The sequence below is a fragment of the Mycobacterium sp. 852013-50091_SCH5140682 genome, assembly GCF_001665685.1.
Lineage (GTDB): Bacteria > Actinomycetota > Actinomycetes > Mycobacteriales > Mycobacteriaceae > Mycobacterium.
In genome coordinates, this window is record NZ_LZTB01000044.1 from 45,852 (window position 1) to 64,248 (window position 18,397).

Consider the following 18,397-nt stretch of genomic DNA (forward strand, 5'->3'; position numbering starts at 1 on the left):
AACGCAACGGGGGAGTTGATCGCACTGTTTTCTGCACAACGTGAGTTCGCGGCCTACGGCCCGTCGCACTGCACCGTATTGGCGGTGTTTGTGCTGGGTGCGGCGTTTCTGGTGGTGGCAGGCCGGCGCCAGGCGCCGTCGCAGGCCCGGATGTTCAGCCGGGGGCTGGCCGTGCTGCTCGTCGGGGCATTCGTCGTGGCGCTGGGTTACAAACTGGTCGACCCCGCCATCGACACGTCCGTGCCGCTGCAGTTGTGCGACGTCGCCGAGCTCGCCGCGGCCTATGCCCTGTGGACCCACCGGCATTGGGCGTTCGTTCTCACCTACTTCTGGGGTCTCGTCCTGAGCTCGCAGGCGCTGATCACGCCGGACATCGGTACGGCCCGGGAGGGCGCCCCGGACTTTCCCCACCATCTGTTCATCACCTTCTTCACGCTTCATGTACTCGTGGTGTGGGCGGCCATTTACCTCACCTGGGGGCGTGGCATGCGACCGCGGTGGCGGGACTACCGCTTCGCCATCGTCGCGACCCTCGGATGGGCGGCGGTCACGCTCACGTTCAACGCGATCACCGGAACCAACTACGGCTACCTGAACAGGAAGCCGCCCACCGCCTCCGTTCTTGACGTCTTGGGCCCGTGGCCGGTGTATCTGGTGGCCGAGGTCGCGATCGTGCTCGTCGTATGGGCGCTGATGACGTGGCCGTGGGAGCGAGCCCGGCGACGGACGGAGCAGCGGCTGCCGGTGCAAGAAACGAGTGATTGAGCGCAACAGGAACCTCTTTCTCAGCTCGCGCCCATCTCGATGGGGCAGAATTGCCGAGGTGTCGACACCGCCGCAACGTCCCGGACAACCTGGTTGGCGCGGTCAGGGAGCACCACCGCCCGACCCGGCTACCCAGCGGCTGCGGCCACCCGAGCCGCCGACCGAGCGGCTGAGACATTCTCCGCCACCCCAGCGGCCGGGCCCACCCGAACCACCGACCGAGCAGTTGCGCGCTCACCGGCCACCGGCCGACACCCCGGCCACCGAGAAGATCGCCCGCCAGCGTCCGCAGGCGGCAGGCGAGCGGCCACGGAAGAAGCCGAAACGCTGGCAGGTCATCGTCCTGATCGCGGTCATCGTCGTCGCGCTGATCGCCGGCGGACTGGCCGGTGCGGAACTGTATGCCCGGCATCGGGCTGGGACCCTGCTGGCCGATGTCACACAGTGCGTCGTGCAGGACGGCGCCACCATCTCGTTCGGGGTGAGCCCGCCGTTCCTGTGGCAGCACATCACCGGCCACTACACCAATATCTCCGTCGACACCGCGGGGAACCAGGTCCAAGCCGCGAAGGGGATGACGGCCGACGTGAGTCTGTCCGACATCCGGTTGCAGGGTGACGCCAATTCGAAGGGCACCATCGGATCGCTCACCGCCACGCTGTCCTGGACCTCGGCCGGGATCAAGAACACGGTGGCCGACAACCTGCCCTTCGTAGGAGACCTGCTCACCGACGTGCACACCGACACCGCCGCAGGCACCCTCATCCTCGAAGCCGCGGGTGGCACCAGCATCACCGCCAAGCCCGTCGTCACCAACGGTGACCTCAACCTGCAGGTGCTCGACGCGACCGGCCCGTTCTCCAAGGACGCCGTGCAGTCGGCCCTCGACGGCCTCACCAAGAAGCTCAACGACAACTACCCGCTGGGGATCCACGCCGACAGCGTCGAGGTGACCAGCACCGGCGTGGTCGGCAAGTTCTCCAGCCAGAACGCGTCAATTCCGAACGGGGAAGCCAATTCCTGCTTCGCGAGCATCTGAGATCCGCACGTGAACATCTGCGCGTTCCTGTCCGCCGCCGACCTGGACGAGCGGTACACCGGGCCGGCCCTGGCCTTCGCCGAACTCGTCGGCGCCCGCGGAAACACCTTGGTGTGGGGCGGATCCGACACCGGGTTGATGAAGGTCGTGGCCGACGGCGTGCGTGCGGGCGGCGGCCGGCTGGTGGGTATCTCGGTGGATTTTCTGCGCCACAAGGCCAAAGCCGACGCCGATGAAATGGTGTTCACGCGTGATCTGGCCGAGCGTAAGGCGACGTTACTGGCCCGCAGCGACGCCATCGTGGTCCTGGTCGGCGGTCTGGGCACGATGGATGAGCTGACCGAGATCCTGGAACTGCGCAAGCACGGCCGGCACGACAAGCCGGTGGTTCTGCTCAATACCGCCGGCTTCTACGACGGTCTGCTGGTGCAACTGCGCCGGATGGAGCAGGACGGGTTCCTGCCGATTCCACTGGACGAGTTGGTGCACATCACCGATGACGCGAACGACGCGCTGACGTATCTGGAACGTGCCCTGGCACGGTAGACCGGCCTGCGACTCGCGGGTGTGGCAGGTGGAAGGCGGGCAGCGCATCGAGCATGGCCGCTAAGTCGCGTCCCGAGCACGCCACAGTGCGGTCCGGGCGCACGACGGCCGCGACGGCGTCACCGCGGCGCAGCCAATCGGCAACGGCCCCACCAGAGTCGACGTAGGCCGTGGCACCGCACGCGGCAACGCGCGCAGACTCGGCATCGGTCAACGCCCGGAGGCTCACCACCGAGAATCCGTCGCCGAGCCGGGTGTCGAGACGGGTTCCGTTGTCCAGGGCCGGGTTCGGGCACAATCGCCCGGCGAGTTTTCCCGGCCCGGGCAGCCGCAACGACGGGGTGCGGGAATCGAGCACCTTATCGCGCAGGCCTGGGACGAGATGCAGCCGTGGCACCACGACGCGGCGGGCGAGGCTGCCGAGCCGGCCGCCCGCGGTCATTGCCCGTCCGACATTGAGGGCCAGCCCGATCATGGTGCGGGCATGGGGCTTTCGTTCGCGCTCGTAGGTGTCCAGCACTACGGCGTCGAGATCACCGTGCAGGACACCCGCCAGCTTCCACGTCAGGTTCACGGCGTCCCGCAGCCCGGCCCCCATGCCCTGGCCGATGAACGGCGGGGTGAGGTGGGCCGCATCGCCCAGCAGGAAGATGTTGCCGCGTCGCCAGCGGTCGGCCACTTGTGCGCGGAAGGTGTATTCGGTGATGCGCACGAGTTCCAGTTGGTCCTCGGTGACGTGGGCGGTCCACGGCTCGATGAGCGGGCGCAGCGCGGACAGCGTCGAGAAGTCCGAAGCGGATTCGCCGGGGAGCAGCCGGAATTCCCAGCGGTAGCGCGACGTGCCGATCCGCATGTAGGTGCCGGCACGGCGCGTGCTGCAGACCTGATGGACACCCTCCCACTGGTGTAGGTCAGCGGTGGTGGCAATGTCGACAACCAGCCAGCGCTGTTCGAAGCGAAGGTCACGCATCGATGCGCCGATTCGCTTGCGCACCAGGCTGTTCGCGCCGTCGCACCCGAGCACGTAGTCGGCCGTGAGGATGTGCACTTTCGCGCCCTCGGCGATGCTGATGCGCGTGGGCGTGCCGGGCTCGATGTCGACCACCTCGGCGCCGCCCCACAATCGGGTCTGCGGGTATCGGGAGAGGTTGTCGCGCAACAGCGTTTCGAACTCCGGCTGGTCGAACATGTTGGCCTGCGGAAATCCGTTCGGACTACGGTCGGGATCGCGACGGAACTCGCTCAAGACCTGCAGGTCATCGTCGAGCAACCGCAGTCCCAACGCAGGCCGGGACATCGCGGCGAATCCCTCGGCCAGGCCGAGTCGGTCGATGACGCGGTAGATCTCGTCGTCGAGATGCACCGCGCGCGGCTGTGGGTAGACCTCGGACCACCGGTCCAGCACCAGGGCGTCGACGCCGTACTGGGCCAGCAGGGTGGCTGCGGTGACCCCGGTCGGGCCTGCGCCGATGACCACGACCGGATAGTGACTTGGTGGTTTCATTGCTGCTCGCGTGCGCTACAGCCACCGCACGCGCATGCGTTGCGTGCCAAGCTCGATGGCGCCGTCGTCGGTGGCGATGGTGGCCTCGACAACGTCACCGTCCTTGAGGTATTTCGGGTTGGCGGCCTGACGTTTGAAGAACGCCTTCCACTTCACCGCAGGGGGCAGCAGGTTGCCGATGATCTCGATCGGTTTCGGCGGGGCGCTGAGCGCGGTGCCGACCGGGGTACCGGTCAGGATCAGGTCGCCCGCCGACAGATCCTGGAAGCGGCTGAGGGCCTGCAGGGCTTGCAGCGGGCGGTACAGCATGTCGCCTTCGACCAGCGCGTTCTGCCGCTGTTCGCCGTTGACCTGCAGACGCAGCCGCAGATCACCGAACCGCTTGAGTTCGTCAGCGTCGAGCAGCACCAGCTCGGGTCCGACCGGGGTGAATGTCGGGTACGACTTGGCTTCGTAGAACTGGGTCTGGGGCAATTGGATGTCGCGCGCAGACACGTCATCGGTGATCACCAGACCGGCGATCGCCCCGGGGAGGTCGGCTTCGGAAAGCGTTGTCCCGACGGGAATGTCGCGGCCGATGACCAGGCCGATCTCCACCTCGTAGTCCAGAAACCGGACATGCGTCGGCTTGACGATGTCGGCGAACGGCCCGCTGATCGACGCCGAGGACTTGCGGAAGAACGTGAGTGGAATCGTCGCCGGATCCATACCTGCATCGCGGACATGCGATTCAAAGTTGGTCATCTGGGCGACCACCCGGCACGGAGCTGTGACGGGGGACATCAGCTCGAGGGAGTCCACGGCCACCGACTCGCTCGAGCGTGCCGCGTCGATGGCGGCCCGGTCAGCCAACAAGGCGCCGGTGGTGGTGGCGTCGGTGTGGATGCGCGCCGCGCCGTCGGGAGTCTTGACCCACCAGGCGTCGGCGGTACGGAGCACGGAAACGGTCATGAGGCAGCAACTTTCAGTAGGCCGACGAGACGTCGGAAGTCGAATTCGTTGTCGGCGCGTAACGCGGCGATCATCGAGCGCAGTTCGTGGCGTGCCGATCTGAGATCGGTGCCCAGAAAGTCCTTGCTGACGGGCGGTCCCCACTGCGACAGCCCCGAAGCGGTGAACGGAGCCCAGCCGGGTTCGACAGTGTTGTCGAACATGTCGCCATCGGTGAAGTGTTCGACGAGAAATCCGTCGGGATCGCGCCAGTAGTCGAACAACTGGCTGCCCTGGACATGGCGGCCGATACCCCACGAGCGCAGATAGCCACAGTCGCGCAGATATTCGCCGCCGGCAGCGAGGGCGTCGAGGTCGCTGACCTGGTAGGCGGAATGCACGTAGCGATCGGCGGGGCCGAGTGCCAGTGCGACGGTGTGGTGGTCGGCGGGGGTTGCGCCTCGGTCGCACCGGATGAAGCTCATCGCAGGGCCGCGGTCGCGCTGGCCGGGGTAGAACTGAAAGTCGCTGACGATCATGCCGAAGGTTTCCAGATACCAGTCGAGGGTCCGCCGATAGCTGGTGGACTGGAGCACCACATGGCCGAGGCGTTGGACCCGCGCGGGCGCCCGCCCGGGCCGTTGTGTGGTGTTGACGCGGGTGTGTTCGCGGCCGGCGTTCACAACCAGGGGTGGCTGCGTGGGCAGTTCGGCGAGTTCGTGCATACCGGCCACTACGCGCACCGGCGTGCCGCTCGGATCGACGAGATCGACGGCGAGACCGCCGATCGTCTCGGGCAGTGGCCGGGCCGAGCGTCCGGTCTTGTCGGCCAGGCGCAGCACGTCGACCTCATCGGCGGCGCGCAGTGCGAGGCCGCCGAAACTCGTGCGTCCGCCGCGGCGCACCAGTACGCACGGCGCACCGGCGTCGGTGCCACGCAGGTGGAGCTCGTCTGGGGTGCGCAGCGCCGTCTGGAAACCGAACGCCCGGGCGAATGCTTCGGCACGCGTGAGGTCGGGTTTTTCAAATTCCAGCCAGGCCAGATCGGCGACCTTGATGACCGGATTCTTGGCGCGTCCGCTGTGCTCGCCGCTGCGGGCGCCGTGCTCGCTGTGCAGGTTGTCGTGCGGATCGTGCTCTCTTTTCCGCAGGTGAGTGGCCATGAAACCTCCTTGACTGACGAAATCGTCACATACGACGACATGTTCAGTCAAGAGTTTCTGACGAAATCCTCAGAAATGAGGCACACTGGTTTGATGGCCGACGAACCGGTGAGCCGCTCTCAGCGGCGCAGGCAGCGCACCCGCGCGGCGCTGATCGAGGCGGCGCAGACGTTCATTGCGGCGGGCAAGCTGAACGCGCCGATCCTGGAGATCACCCAGGCTGCCGATGTCGGGATGGGGTCGTTTTACAACCACTTCGAGAGCCGTGAGCAACTGTTCGAGGCGGCAGTCACCGAGGTGCTCGACAATCACGGTGCGCTGCTGGACGAATTCACGTCCGCCATCGACGATCCGGCCGAGATCTTCGCGACCAGTTTCCGGCTCACCGGGCGGCTGTTCCGCCGCAGGCCTCAGGAGAGCCAGGTGCTGCTCGCCAACGGGATGTCGCTGCTGGGGTCAGACCGTGGGCTGGCCCCACGGGCGTTGCGCGATATCAGGGCGGGGGTTGCCGCCGGCCGCTTCGCTGTGGCCGATCCCGAGTTGGCGCTGGCGATCGCCGGAGGGGCGCTGCTCGGCCTGGGGAATCTGCTACGCGCACAACCTGATCGCGACGACGCACACGCCGCCGACATCGTCACCGAAGATGTGCTGCGACTGTTCGGAATGTCCGTCGATGACGCTCACGATATCTGCACGCGGCCGCTGCCCGACCTGTCGGCGTTGAGGCGCCCCGATTCGGTGGCCTGACACGGCCGGACGGTTGGTGTTCCTGAGGCGGTTGAGCCTCAACGCGGCTGGGCCAGAATCGGATCGATTACCGGCGCGCGACGGTCCCACCCGAGAAATTGACGTTTGTGCAGTCCTGCTTCGGGTAACACCTCCGTGCAGGAGGTCAGAAATGCCTACATGGAGTTGGATCGCCATCGCGGTCGTCGTCGTGATCATCGTGGTGCTCGCACTGATCGCGGGCGCATCGATAATGCGGAAGAAGCGTAGCGACAGGTTGAAAGACCAGTTCGGGCCGGAATACGAGCGGGCGGTGGACTCCGCAGGAGGCCAACGCGCCGCGGAGAAGGAACTTCTTGCTCGCGAACGCAAACACAAAAAGTTGGACATCACTGAGTTGACGCCGCAGTCGCGGGCGCGATACGAGCAGGCGTGGCAGGAGACTCAGGCGGGATTCGTGGACAATCCGTCGCAGTCGGTCAGCGAAGCCGATCGCCTCGTCACCGAGGTCTTGCGCGAACGCGGTTATCCGATAGACGATTTCGAGGAGCGAGCGGCCGACATCTCGGTCGATCACCCCAAGGTCGTCGAGCACTATCGGGCAGGGCACGTCCTGCATCTCGCGCAACAGCACGGCGAGATCGGCACCGAGGCGCAGCGCGAGGCGCTCGTGCACTATCGGACCCTCTTCGAGGAATTGCTGCGGCCGGACCATGAGACACACGAGGCAGATGCGACACACGAAACGCACGAAACACCGGCCGAGCGCGAAACCGGTACGGACACGGCGAAAGGGGCGCGAAAATGACCACCCACGACGAGCAGGCCGAGACCGGGTGGCCCGAGCCCGTACCTGCCTACGAGGACGATTCAGTTGCCGCAGATGCGCCGACGGACGACAACACGTTGTTGTTCGCCGACGAGCATCTCTCAGGCCTGCGCTCGCGGTGGAATGAGGTTCAGGCGGCCTTTGTCGACGACCCGAAGGAATGTGTGCAAAAGGCGGACAGTCTGGTGGCAGAAGTCGTCGAAGAGTTGCACGCGAGTTTTGCCGACACTCGTTCTCGGCTGGAGGCGCAATGGGCCCGTGGCGAAGATGCGTCCACCGAGGACCTGCGGGTGGCCCTGAAGCGCTATCGCGACTTCTTCCAACGGTTGCTGTCAGTCTGAGTCGGCTACAGGATCTCGAGGATGCTGTTCTTGAGTGCCTCGGAATCGGTGCCGAACACAGCCTGAACGCTGTTGCCCACCTCGATCACACCGGCGGCGCCCAGCGCGCGTAGCCGGTCCTGATCGACCTTGGTCTTGTCGGCGACGTCCATCCGCAACCGAGTGATGCAGGCGTCGACGTTGACGAGGTTTTCCCGGCCGCCGAATGCTTCGATCAGTTGCTCAGCCTTGCTGTCGGTGCGAGTCAGGGTGTCGACCGCACCGGCGGCGGCCGGGTCGCCGAGATTGGCCGCCTGCTCGGCCTCGAACTCGGCCTCGGGTTCGCGTCCCGGCGTGCGCATGTTCCACTTCGTGATCGCGAACCGGAACAGCAGGTAGTAGACGACGAAGAACACCAGGCCCATGCCGACGAGCAGCGGAATGTTCTTCGCGGCCGGTGCCGTGCCGTAGAGGAGTAGATCGACAAGGCCGGCGGAGAACGAGAAACCGAGATGTATGTCGAGCAGATAGGCGATCGCCAGCGACAGGCCCGTCAGCACGGCGTGCACGACGTAGAGCGGGAACGCCACGAACATGAACGCGAATTCCAGCGGCTCGGTGACACCGGTCAGAAATGCCGTCAGCGCCGCCGCCGAGAGAATGCCGACCGCGACCTTGCGCTGCTTCTTGTTCGCGACATGGATCATGGCCAGTGCGGCGGCGGGTAGCCCGAACATCAGGATGGGGTAGAAGCCCGCGGTGAGGTGTCCCGCAGTGGGGTCGCCCGCGGCGAATCGGGTCAGCTCACCGGTGACCACTTTGCCGTCGGGCGTCTGATAGTCGCCGTAGAGGAACCAGACGTAGGAGTTGGGGATGTGGTGCAACCCAACCGGGATGAGCATGCGGTTGGCGAAGCCATATACGAATGCGCCCAACGCACCCGAACCGCCGATGAACCGGCCGAGGCCGGTCAGACCCGCGTCGAAGATCGGATAGAAGTAGCTCATGGCGAAGCCGATGAACAGGCAGGCCACTGACACCGCGATCGGGACGAACCGTCTGCCGCCGAAAAAGCCAAGATACGACGGCAATTCGATGGTGTGATACCGGTCGAACAGCCATGCGGTGACCAAGCCGACGACGATGCCGGCGAACACGCTGTAGTTGATCTGGGCCTGCTCACCGGCCTTGTCGACCTGACCGGCGAGCACGATCGGCGACATCGTCTTGAACACCGCGGAGGTCACCAAATAGCCCACCGCCGCCGCGAGCGCGGTGGATCCGTCGGCCTTGCGCGCGAATCCGATCGCCACACCGATGGCAAAGAGCAGGGGCAGGTTGCTGAACAGCGCGTCGCCCGCCGCGCTCATCGACTTGAAGAACGGTCCGATCACCGGTGCGTCGATGCGGCCCAGCAGGTCAGGCTGGCCGAGCCGCAGCAGGATCCCCGCGGCGGGCAGCACCGCGATGGGCAGCATGAGACTCTTGCCCAGTCGTTGCAGCTGGGCGAAACTGCGCGCTGTCGGACTCGATTTCCCCGGTGTCCCGCCAGGTTTCGTGGTATCGGTCATGGGTGCGTCGCCCTCCTGGTCGCCTATGCGGTCGCCGCCGAGTTGGTCGGAAGCTTAAACGAGACGGCACCAGACCGAGGGCACGCTCGTAAGGTTGCGGCCACAAACAAAGGAGATCGACGCGTGAGTACCACGACAGTGCTGGCCCCCGTCGCCGGGCGGGCAGTCGCCCTCGGGGATGTGCCCGATCCGGTCTTCTCGGCTGCAATGGTCGGGCACGGCGCGGCAATTGACCCCGGACCCCGTGTGGTCGATGCCATCGCCCCCGTCGGCGGGAAGTTGCTGAAACTGATGCCTCATGCGTATGTCGTATTGACGGAAGAGAAAGTCGGGGTCCTGGTCCATCTCGGTATCGACACCGTGGCTCTGGGCGGCGATGGCTTCACCGTCCACCTCAACCAGGGCGATGACGTCGCCGCGGGCCAGGTCGTCATAACCTACGATGCTGCGTCGGTGGCCGCCAAAGGTCTCAATCCCATTGTCCCCGTTGTGATCATGGACGAGCGTGAGGCCGCCAACATCGCCGTGTCGGATGCCGTTCGGACAGGTTCGGACATCGTTTCGGGAGCTGTTCTTTTCACGCTGAACAGGTAATCCGGCGACAGCATGGCTAATCCAGAATTGGTTAACTGCGCAAACATTCGAGATGCGGCGTCGATGTTTACCCGCTACAAAGATTTGCGCGGGCGTAATGTCGGCCCGGCATACCGGCGCACCTTGGGGGTACGCATTGGCGGATTGGCCGTTCGTCGCACGGGATACGGAACTCAGCGAAGCTTCGCTGGCGCTACGTGACGGGTCGCGTGGCGTCGTTCTCGTAGGCCCCGCAGGCGTCGGCAAGACCGCGCTCGCCCGGGTCCTTGCGCGGGAGCTGCAGAGCGAGGGGCGGTGTGCGCGATTCGTTCTCGGCACCGAGACCGCGCAGGCGGTGCCGTTCGGGGCGTTCCATCATGCTCTGCACCTCACCGACGCACGTGAGCCGGCCGTCATGCTCGGCGCCGCGCAGCAGGCCCTGGCCGACCCCAGCCTGGTCATCGTCGTCGACGACGCGCAGTACCTCGACCCGCTGTCAGCTCTGCTGGTCCAGCAGCTCGCGGTCAACGGAGAACCGACGCTCATCGTCACCATCCGCTCGGGTGCAGCGCCGACGGACGCGGTCACAGCGTTGTGGAAGGAGCAGCTGCTGGCCCGTCTCGACCTCGAACCGTTCACCCGTGAGCAGACCGCTGAGCTGGCCGCCGCGGTGCTCGGCGGCGATGTCGACGATCGGGCGGTCGGGGAGCTGCACCGGTTCTCGTCGGGGAGTCCGCTCTATCTGCGTGGCGTGCTCAACGCCGCCCGCGCAGACGGGGCCCTGGTCCGCGACGGGGACCACTGGCGGTTGCGCGGCCACCTGCGGCCCAGCCCGGATATCCATGAACTGGTGGCCTCGCGCCTGGATGCGCTGCGACCAGACGAGCTCGACGTGGTGGAGGTGGTGTCTGCGGCGCAGGCACTCGAGTGGGACGTGCTGCTGGACATCTGCCCGCCCGAGGCGGTGACTCGCGCAGAACGTCGCGGTGCGATCCAGGTGATCGCTGATGCGGCGCACACCATGGTGCAACCGGCGCATCCGATCGTCGGCGAGGTGGCTCGACGACGCTGCCCGGTAACCCGGTCGCGTCAGATCAATTCCCTTCTGGCACGGCACTTGTCAGCGCACCGACCAGCCTCTGCCGACGTGCGGACCCGCATCCAGCTGGCCCGCTTCATGATGGCCAGCGATGCCCCCGCGGATCTCGAAACCATCGTCGATGCCGGTGCCAGTGCTGTCACCATGTCCAATCTGGTTCTCGGGGAACAACTTGCACGATTCGCCTTGGAGCACGGCTCCGGTGTGCAGGCCGCGATCGTGCTTGCCGACGCCATCAGCTGGCAGGGCAGAGGGCAAGAGGCAGAGGAGCTGCTGGCCCGATTCGACCCGCACTCCGGCGATGAGCTGACTGTGGTGCGGTGGGGCTGCCTGCGTGCGGCGAACCTCTTTTTCGGCTGCGGTCATGTCGAGCAGGCGTGGGCCGTTCTCGACATCGTCCGCGCGCGTGTGACCAGTGCTGCCGCCCTGAGCTTCATCGCCGCGATGGAGGTCAGCTTCGCGTTCTTCGCCGGTGACCTGCCTGCCGCGATCGCTTCGGGAACCCAGGCGCTGGCGTCGGATATGTTGCCGATGGCGACGGTGTGGGCTGCGCTGGCCACCGCGGGGGCGCTGGCGCTGTCGGGGCGCTTCGCCGCGGTGGCTGCGGTGGTGCAGCAGGGTGAACGGGCGGCCGATTGTTGCGAGTCCGGCCCGCAGCGCTACTCGCTGGCACTCGCCGAGGCCCTGGCCGGTCTCTACGGCGGTGACTTGACCGCGGTCGACCGCGTCATCACGCGGTACTCCGCGATGACGGCGGGTGCGCTGCAGGCAGAGGCCATCGTGACCGCGTTGGCGGGGCGTCTTGAGCTGGCGCGGGGCCGCGTCGTCGAATCGTGCGACGCGTTGCAGACCTCGGTGTGGGCGATGTCGGAATGCCTGCCGCGCGGTTGGGTCATGCTGGTCGCCTCGTGGTTGGCGCAGGCCGAGGCGCATCGCGGAAACATCGACGCCGCCACGGTGGCCCTGGCGCGGGCCGAAGCGGCCAGCGGGCCTCAGGTCGAGGTGTTCCGCCCCGAACTCGAGTTGGCCCGGTCGTGGTTGCAGGCGGCGACGGGCGAGACATCGTCAGCCCAGCAGCACGCCGTGCGGGCAGCGCAGCTCGCGCGTGGCGGCGGCATGCGCGCGGTCGAACTCACCGCACTGCACACTGCCCTGCGCCTCGGCGACCGTTCCGTGGACGCCAGGATTCAGCAGTTGGCCGCCCAGCTGGACGCGCCCCTGTCCGAGCCGATCGCCGCGCACAGCCGGGGCGTGAGCGAGCACGACGGCCGCTGCCTGGACGAGGCAGCCTGCCGTTTCGAAGAGCTCGGCGCACTGGCGCTGGCCGCCGACGCGGCCGCCCACGCCGCGCGTGAACACGCCCGCGCCGGGCGCCGGGGCAGTGAACTGGAATCCGCGACCCGGGCACATTGGCTGGCCAGCCGGTGCGGCCTGGCTACACCGGCAACCCGGCGTGCAGCCGATCCGCTGCATCTCACCGAACGCGAATGGGAGATCGCGAATCTGGTGGGAGCCGAGCTGAGTAACCGGCAGATCGCCGACCGATTGTGCTTGTCGGTGCGCACCGTCGACGGCCACCTGTACCGCATGTTCGCCAAACTCGGCATCGAGGACCGCGACCAGCTGGCCCGGCTGGTCCGGTTTCGCCCGGCGACCTGAGGATCAGGACGCGGTGCCGTCGGCGAGCAGGGTGATGAGCTCGTCGCGGGTGTTGACGCCCAGCCGCTGACAGGCCCGGAACAGGTGCCCTTCCACCGTGCGCACCGACATCACCAGCCGATCGGCAACCTCGCGGTTCGAAAGTCCGGTCGCCGCAAGGGCGATGACCTCCCGCTGGCGCGGGGTCAGCACACCGGTACTGGCCATCGCCCGGTACGCCGGGGTGCGGGCCCCGCCCGCGGCGAGCCGGTGCGCAGTGGCGATCGCGCGGCGCTGCCGCTCGCCGTGCAGGTGCGGTACGGCTTGCGCCGCGGCGTCGAGTGCGGCGACCGTATCGCCGATCACGGCATAGCCGTTCGACGCGCTCAGCAGCCGAGCGCCGTCGGCCCGGCGCAGCGCGGTGGCGTGATCGCGTGCCAATGCCGCCCGCGGGCCCTGCACCACCGCGGCCAGTTGACCGAGCCGTTCTGCCGTGTCGGTTGCGCCGAACTGGGTTGCGGTCTGCAGGCACCACAGTTCCTGCGCCGGCCTGCCCTGGGTGCGGGCAGTCCTGGCCGCGCCGATCGCGAAAGATATTGCGCGGCTTCGCGATCCATGTACTGCTTCGAGCCATGCCTGGGTCAGCAGCATATCCGTACGCCAGATGTGCGAGTAGTCACCGAAGTAGCGGAACCTCTCGGCGTCGGTGGTCCGGGCGCCCGCCAGATCACCGCACATCGCCAATGTCATGGTCAGCCACATCCCGGCGAGTTCGCGGATGACACCCGACTGCGCATCGAACACCGATCCGGTGGCCAACGATTCCCGCAGCCAGCGCTGCGCGGACTCCAACCGGCCACAACACAATTCGGCGTATCCGAGGATGACCGCGGTGAACGAACGCGACACCACGACGTCGAGCGACTGCTGTCGCAGGCGGTTGGCGATACCGGTGATGCGCTCCTGGGTGCCTGCCCGGTGCAAGCCGACGATCTCCATCAGGCCGAGACCGAACCGCAGATGCGAGGCTTGCGGGGCCGTTGTCGCCAGTTCATACCCAGCTGCTGCCGCTTCGGCCATGCGGTCGACCTGACCCAGGTCGCCGAGACCGCAGACCAAGGCCCAGTAACCGAACATCGCCGCCATGGGATCGACGTTCTCTGCAGTCAGCGCAGCCGTCGCCATGTCCACTGCTTCCCGGGGGTGGCCCAAGGCGATGCGGCACGAGGCATGCAGCGCCTGATAGGACGGGCCGAGGCCGCAGCTGTCGGCGGCGTCGCGCGCCGCCGACAACACGGTCTCGGCGCTGCCTGGCCGTGCCAGCACCCAGGACAGATTGGCAGCTCGCAACAGGGCGATCGACGCGCGTTCAGCGGCATCACCGCCGTCGGCCAGTTCCGCGAACATCGTGTCCGCGGCGCCACCCTGCCCGGCGAAAGCCAACATCGTGGCGAGCGCCGCCTGGGCTGCGCGGCCGCCACCTGCCGCGACCGCCGCCTCGGCCAGGCGGGCAGCCAGGTCGAGGTCGAGTAATTGCAGCGCCGCGTTCGCCGCTTCCACCAGGAACCCGGGATCGCCCTGGGTGTCGGAATCCATCAGCAGAACGGCACGTCGCACAGTCTGGACCGCCGACGGCGCGCACAGCTGCCCGATCAACTCGGCGACCCGGCCACGGATACTGCGTAGCCGCGCGGTGCCGGCCCGGTTGCGGCGGACCTCCCCGAACAACGGATGCGCCAGCCGTACCTGCTCGCCGTCGACGATGATCAAGACCCGGTCGCGCGCGTCGTCGATCACCGCGGAGCCGACGAATCGGAGCAGCACCGGCAGTTCGACCGGATCGGAGACGGCGAGCACGTCGAGCAGCTCGATGATCGCGTCGGGCTGGTTGCCCGTGCTCGCTTCGAGTAGGTCGACGAGCGAGGCGGACAGTCGAGGCGGCCCGTCCCACACCCATACGCCCGAGCGTCGCGCCAGCCGGCCCGCCGCGATCTCGTCGGTGACCAACTGCCGCAAATACAGTGCGTTGCCGCGGGTGTAGCTGAAGAACCGTTGTGCGCTCGACGATTCCAGTGCAGCGCCGAGGACTTGGGTGACCAGTGCGCTGACCCCGTCGCTGGTCAGCGGAGGCACGGGAATGCGGGGCAACCGCGCGCACAGGGCTGCCACCGAATCCGGTAGTGGCTCGCCGTCGCGGACCGTCATGACGACAGTGCCCCTTGCCTGCTCGACGAACCGCTCGATCACCAAGGCCGACTGGTCGTCGAGCAGGTGGGCGTCGTCAACACAGATCAGCACCGAGGGTTCGTCATCGACGAGGGCTTGGATCACTTCCTGCACGCGGTGCAGCGGATCCAGGCCACATTGCGCGGTGTAGCCGGCGAGCGCGCCCAGCGGGATCGAGCGACCGGTGGCCGTTGCCGCGATCCAGCGGACGAGCCCCTGCGGTCGCTGCGCAGCGGCGTGTGCCAACCGGGATTTGCCGACCCCGGCGGGTCCGGTGAGCACCGCGCCGCCATGGGAGCTCAGCGCGGCCGCGATCAGGCGCAGTTCGTCCTGACGATCAACCAGTGGCCACGCGGTCGGCACATCCGGATCCTAAGGCCGCGTGGTCAGCCGCGCCTGCAAGCACCGATGGCGCCTGCAGGCCGACCTACCCGATCAATCGAACTGCGACCGCACCGTGGCGGCGTCGGCGGCCGACAGGGCCGCAGCGGCCAGTTCCCGTGCCTCGGCACTGTCGATTGCGCGCACAGCGTCCTTGGTGGCCGGAATGGCCGGGGGAGTGACGCTGAGGGCATCGACACCCAGCCCGAGAAGCAGGGCGGCGGCGCGGTTGTCTGCGGCGAACTCGCCGCAAACCGAGACCGATGCCCGTCTCGCCGCGCCTTGACACGTCGACCGCACCAACTGCAGGACACCCGGATCGAACGCGTCCCCGAGGCTCGCGACGGCGTCGTTGTTGCGATCGGCTGCCATCGTGTACTGGGTGAGATCGTTGGTGCCGATCGAGAAGAAGTCGACGTGCGGCGCGAACGCCGCAGCCTTGAGAGCGGCGGCGGGCACCTCGACCATCATCCCGACCTGCAGATCGGCCGACGCTTGCGGACCGGCCCGCCGGATCGCGTCGTCGAGCAACCGGCGCGCGGAGAACAGTTCGTCGAGGGTGCTGACCATCGGGAACATGATGCTGACGGGCGTGTGCCTGCTGAGCCGGGCCATGGCCGCCAACTGGTCGGACAACAGCTGCGAGTGGGCCAGCGCCAGCCGGATGCCGCGCACCCCAAGATAGGGGTTCGGCTCGGCGGGCGTCGGCAGAAACACCAATGGTTTGTCACCGCCCACGTCGAGGGTGCGCAGGGTGATCCGGCGTCCCTCAAGGGATTCCGCGATCTTGCGGTAGACCGCGAGTTGCTCGTCCACGTCGGGTGCCTGCTCCCGGCCAAGGAACAGAAACTCCGTGCGGACCAGGCCCGCGAAGTCCGCGCCCTGGCTTGCCGCGGCGCGCGCGTCATCGACCGAGCCGATGTTGGCGCCGACCTTGACCGTGACACCGTCGCGCGTGATGGCAGGCTCCCGCGTCCGCGTGACGGCCTGCAGGTGCTGCTGCGCGGCTGCGGCGACCCGGGCTTCGAACTCCCGGCGGACATCGTCGGGTGGATCCACCAAGTATTCCCCGCGCGTACCGTCGACGGCAACGGTGGTGCCGTCGGCGATGGCCAGCACGGCCCGTCCGGCGCCTACGACCGCAGGGATTCCCTTGGCACGCAACAGGATCACGTTGTGTGCCGTGGCACTGCCGAACGCCAGCAGCACTGCGGCGACCTGCGTCGGATCGAGTTCGGCGGCCTCGGCGGGGGTCAGGTCGGCGGCCACCAGCACGCCGGTTGCCGCGGACGTGGGTGCAACATGGCCCAGCAGGGCACGGAGCACCTGATCGCCCACGGCGCGGACGTCCTCGGCCCGCGCCTGCAGGTAGGCGTCGTCGACGGCGGCGAACTGATCGGCCACCTCGGCCACCGCGGCGGCCCAGGCTGCTGCGGCGTTGTGACCGTTGTCGATTCGGCTCTTCGCCGCGCCGAGGAGCGCTTCATCGTCGAGCAGCAGTCCGTGCGCGTCGAAGATCGACGCCTCGGCTTCGCCCACGGCACGGGCGGTGTGGGCCCGCACGTCCGCGATGGCTGTACGCACGTCGTCGACGGCTGCGGTGAGGCTGCGCCATTCGGCCGCCGGATCCTCGCCCGGGTGTTCGGGTACCTCGACGGTGCCCGCCCGAACCGACCAGGCCGGCCCGATGCCCAGCCCCGGCCCGGCGCCGATGGGTCGGCCCGTCGCGGGTGGCTCAGGTGGGGCTGGGGTGGACGGTGTCTCGTCGAAGCGCCGGGCGGCCAGCGCAAGGATGTGCTCGAGCACATCTGCGGCTTGGGGGCCGGATACCCGGATGTCGACCTCGTCGCCACTGCGTACACCGAGCGTGGCGATCTTGGACAGGCTGGCAGCGTCGATCCACGCCGAACCGGTGCGCGGGTTACGGATGCGCACCTGGGCGTCGCGGCCGCGGACCTCCTGGACGAGGCGGGCTGCGGGTCTGGCATGCAGGCCGTGCGGGTTGGTCACGACGAACGTCGCGGCCAGTCCTTCGGCGGCGGTCTCGGTGGTGGCCGGTTCGATGCCGCCGCCGAGCTGGGCAAGTTTTCCGGCGAGCGCACCCGTGGCTTCGGCGGCGACCTCGGCGGCCGGGGCTCCGCCGCCCGCTGCGACCGCGGCCACGACCAGTCCTTCGACAAGGGGAGCCGGGCACAGCACGACCCGCTCCCGCACGTCGTCGTCGAGCAGTTCCAGCGCGAGTTCGGCGGAGAGCACGGCACTTCCGAGATCCATGAGCACCACCGCGCCGTCGCCGTGGTCGGCGGCGGCGATGGCGTCGACGATCGCTACCGCGTCGGTCCCGAACGTGTTCTCGTCGAGGCCTGCCGCGACTTCGATCTGGATTTGCTTGCCGTGCAACATCTCCTGCGCCAAGTCGACGGCAGCCGTGGCGAGAGGACGACTGTGTGAGACGACGACGAGCCCGACGGTCACGTGCCCACCACCGTCGCGGCAGCACCGATCAACAATGCTGCCGACGTGGCTCCCGGGTCGATATGCCCGACGCTGCGTTGCCCCAGATAACTGGCCCGCCCTTTGCGGGCCACCATGGATTCGGTGGCGTCCCTGCCTTTTTCGGCGGCGGCTGCAGCGTCAGCGAGAGCTTTGGGCAGGTCGGTGCCCGACGCGAGTGCCGCGTCGACGGCGTCGAGGGCAGGCGCGAGCGCATCGAACATCGTCTTGTCGCCGGCTTCGGCGCGTCCCCGCTGGACGACGCCTTCGACGCCGGCGCGCAACGCCGCGGCGAAATCCGCGCTGTCGGCACCCATCGCCGGTGCCATGCGCAGGAAGAAGGTGCCGTACAGCGGCCCACTGGCACCGCCGACCGACTTCACCAACGTCATGCCGACCTGTTTGCACAATGCGCCGGTGTCGGAAGGTGGTGTTTCGTCGAGCGCGGCCACCACGGCCGTCATCCCGCGGTCCATGTTGATGCCATGGTCGGCGTCGCCGATCGCGGCATCCAGATCGCTGAGATACTGGGCATTTTCGCCGATCAGCCGGGCGAACTCGCGGACCCAGGCGTTGAGTCGGTCCAGATCCATG

The 18,397-nt window shown here is 67.6% G+C and carries 15 protein-coding genes; 8 read left to right on the top strand and 7 right to left on the bottom strand.

The window, feature by feature from the left end:
* The first annotated feature begins 24 nt into the window (after positions 1 to 24).
* Genes A5784_RS14115 through A5784_RS14125 form a run of 3 tightly spaced genes read left to right on the top strand, consistent with a single transcriptional unit; the run spans position 25 to position 2,350 of the window.
* Positions 25 to 765 (top strand): YwaF family protein, encoded by a 741-nt coding sequence (locus tag A5784_RS14115; protein ID WP_064945619.1) that lies wholly within the window; start codon positions 25 to 27, stop codon positions 763 to 765.
* A gap of 58 nt (positions 766 to 823) precedes the next feature.
* A complete protein-coding gene (locus tag A5784_RS14120; RefSeq protein WP_197514745.1) occupies positions 824 to 1,804 on the top strand; it encodes an LmeA family phospholipid-binding protein in 981 nt (326 codons plus the stop codon).
* A 9-nt stretch (positions 1,805 to 1,813) separates the two neighbouring features.
* Positions 1,814 to 2,350, top strand: a complete 537-nt coding sequence (locus A5784_RS14125; protein WP_064945526.1) for an LOG family protein — start codon at positions 1,814 to 1,816, stop codon at positions 2,348 to 2,350.
* Here A5784_RS14125 and mhpA read toward each other — a convergent pair.
* From mhpA to A5784_RS14140, 3 genes are read right to left on the bottom strand one after another with little or no spacing between them, the layout of a single operon-like run.
* Positions 2,295 to 3,854, bottom strand: coding sequence for a bifunctional 3-(3-hydroxy-phenyl)propionate/3-hydroxycinnamic acid hydroxylase MhpA (gene mhpA, locus A5784_RS14130; RefSeq protein WP_082944839.1), 1,560 nt, complete (start codon positions 3,852 to 3,854; stop codon positions 2,295 to 2,297). The two genes, A5784_RS14125 and mhpA, sit on opposite strands and share 56 nt — an antisense overlap.
* Positions 3,855 to 3,869: 15 nt before the next feature.
* Positions 3,870 to 4,805 carry a fumarylacetoacetate hydrolase family protein gene (locus tag A5784_RS14135; RefSeq protein ID WP_064945528.1) on the bottom strand — a complete coding sequence of 312 codons (936 nt, stop codon included), beginning with the start codon at positions 4,803 to 4,805 and terminating at the stop codon, positions 3,870 to 3,872.
* The gene (locus A5784_RS14140) at positions 4,802 to 5,947 is read right to left on the bottom strand and encodes a VOC family protein (protein ID WP_064945529.1); all 1,146 of its coding nucleotides are present in this window, start codon (positions 5,945 to 5,947) and stop codon (positions 4,802 to 4,804) included. The genes A5784_RS14135 and A5784_RS14140 overlap by 4 nt, the downstream gene beginning before the upstream one ends.
* A gap of 93 nt (positions 5,948 to 6,040) precedes the next feature.
* On the opposite strand from A5784_RS14140, the gene A5784_RS14145 reads away from it, so the two are divergent.
* From A5784_RS14145 to A5784_RS14155, 3 genes are all read left to right on the top strand, one after another.
* Entirely contained in the window at positions 6,041 to 6,694 is a 654-nt protein-coding gene (locus A5784_RS14145; RefSeq protein ID WP_064945530.1) for a TetR/AcrR family transcriptional regulator, read from the top strand.
* 151 nt (positions 6,695 to 6,845) lie between these two features.
* Positions 6,846 to 7,481 (top strand): hypothetical protein, encoded by a 636-nt coding sequence (locus A5784_RS14150; protein WP_064945531.1) that lies wholly within the window; start codon positions 6,846 to 6,848, stop codon positions 7,479 to 7,481.
* The gene (locus A5784_RS14155; protein WP_064945532.1) at positions 7,478 to 7,843 is read left to right on the top strand and encodes a hypothetical protein; all 366 of its coding nucleotides are present in this window, start codon (positions 7,478 to 7,480) and stop codon (positions 7,841 to 7,843) included. Before A5784_RS14150 ends, A5784_RS14155 begins: the two co-directional genes overlap by 4 nt.
* A gap of 5 nt (positions 7,844 to 7,848) precedes the next feature.
* Here the strand turns inward: A5784_RS14155 and A5784_RS14160 are convergent, their stop codons facing one another.
* On the bottom strand, positions 7,849 to 9,393 hold the full coding sequence (locus A5784_RS14160; protein ID WP_064945533.1) for a PTS transporter subunit EIIC: 1,545 nt from the start codon (positions 9,391 to 9,393) through the stop codon (positions 7,849 to 7,851).
* A 123-nt stretch (positions 9,394 to 9,516) separates the two neighbouring features.
* Between A5784_RS14160 and A5784_RS14165 the strand changes: the two genes are divergently transcribed.
* On the top strand, positions 9,517 to 9,987 hold the full coding sequence (locus A5784_RS14165; RefSeq protein ID WP_064945534.1) for a PTS sugar transporter subunit IIA: 471 nt from the start codon (positions 9,517 to 9,519) through the stop codon (positions 9,985 to 9,987).
* 97 nt (positions 9,988 to 10,084) lie between these two features.
* Positions 10,085 to 12,724, top strand: a complete 2,640-nt coding sequence (locus tag A5784_RS14170; RefSeq protein ID WP_197514746.1) for a LuxR C-terminal-related transcriptional regulator — start codon at positions 10,085 to 10,087, stop codon at positions 12,722 to 12,724.
* A gap of 3 nt (positions 12,725 to 12,727) precedes the next feature.
* Here A5784_RS14170 and A5784_RS14175 read toward each other — a convergent pair whose 3' ends face one another.
* From A5784_RS14175 to dhaL, 3 genes are all read right to left on the bottom strand, one after another.
* On the bottom strand, positions 12,728 to 15,292 hold the full coding sequence (locus A5784_RS14175; protein ID WP_064945535.1) for a helix-turn-helix transcriptional regulator: 2,565 nt from the start codon (positions 15,290 to 15,292) through the stop codon (positions 12,728 to 12,730).
* 72 nt (positions 15,293 to 15,364) lie between these two features.
* Complete coding sequence (gene ptsP / locus A5784_RS14180; RefSeq protein WP_064945536.1) at positions 15,365 to 17,785, bottom strand: phosphoenolpyruvate--protein phosphotransferase; 2,421 nt, start codon at positions 17,783 to 17,785, stop codon at positions 15,365 to 15,367.
* A complete protein-coding gene (dhaL, locus tag A5784_RS14185) occupies positions 17,782 to 18,396 on the bottom strand; it encodes a dihydroxyacetone kinase subunit DhaL (protein WP_064945537.1) in 615 nt (204 codons plus the stop codon). The genes ptsP and dhaL overlap by 4 nt, the downstream gene beginning before the upstream one ends.
* Position 18,397 lies beyond the last annotated feature (1 nt).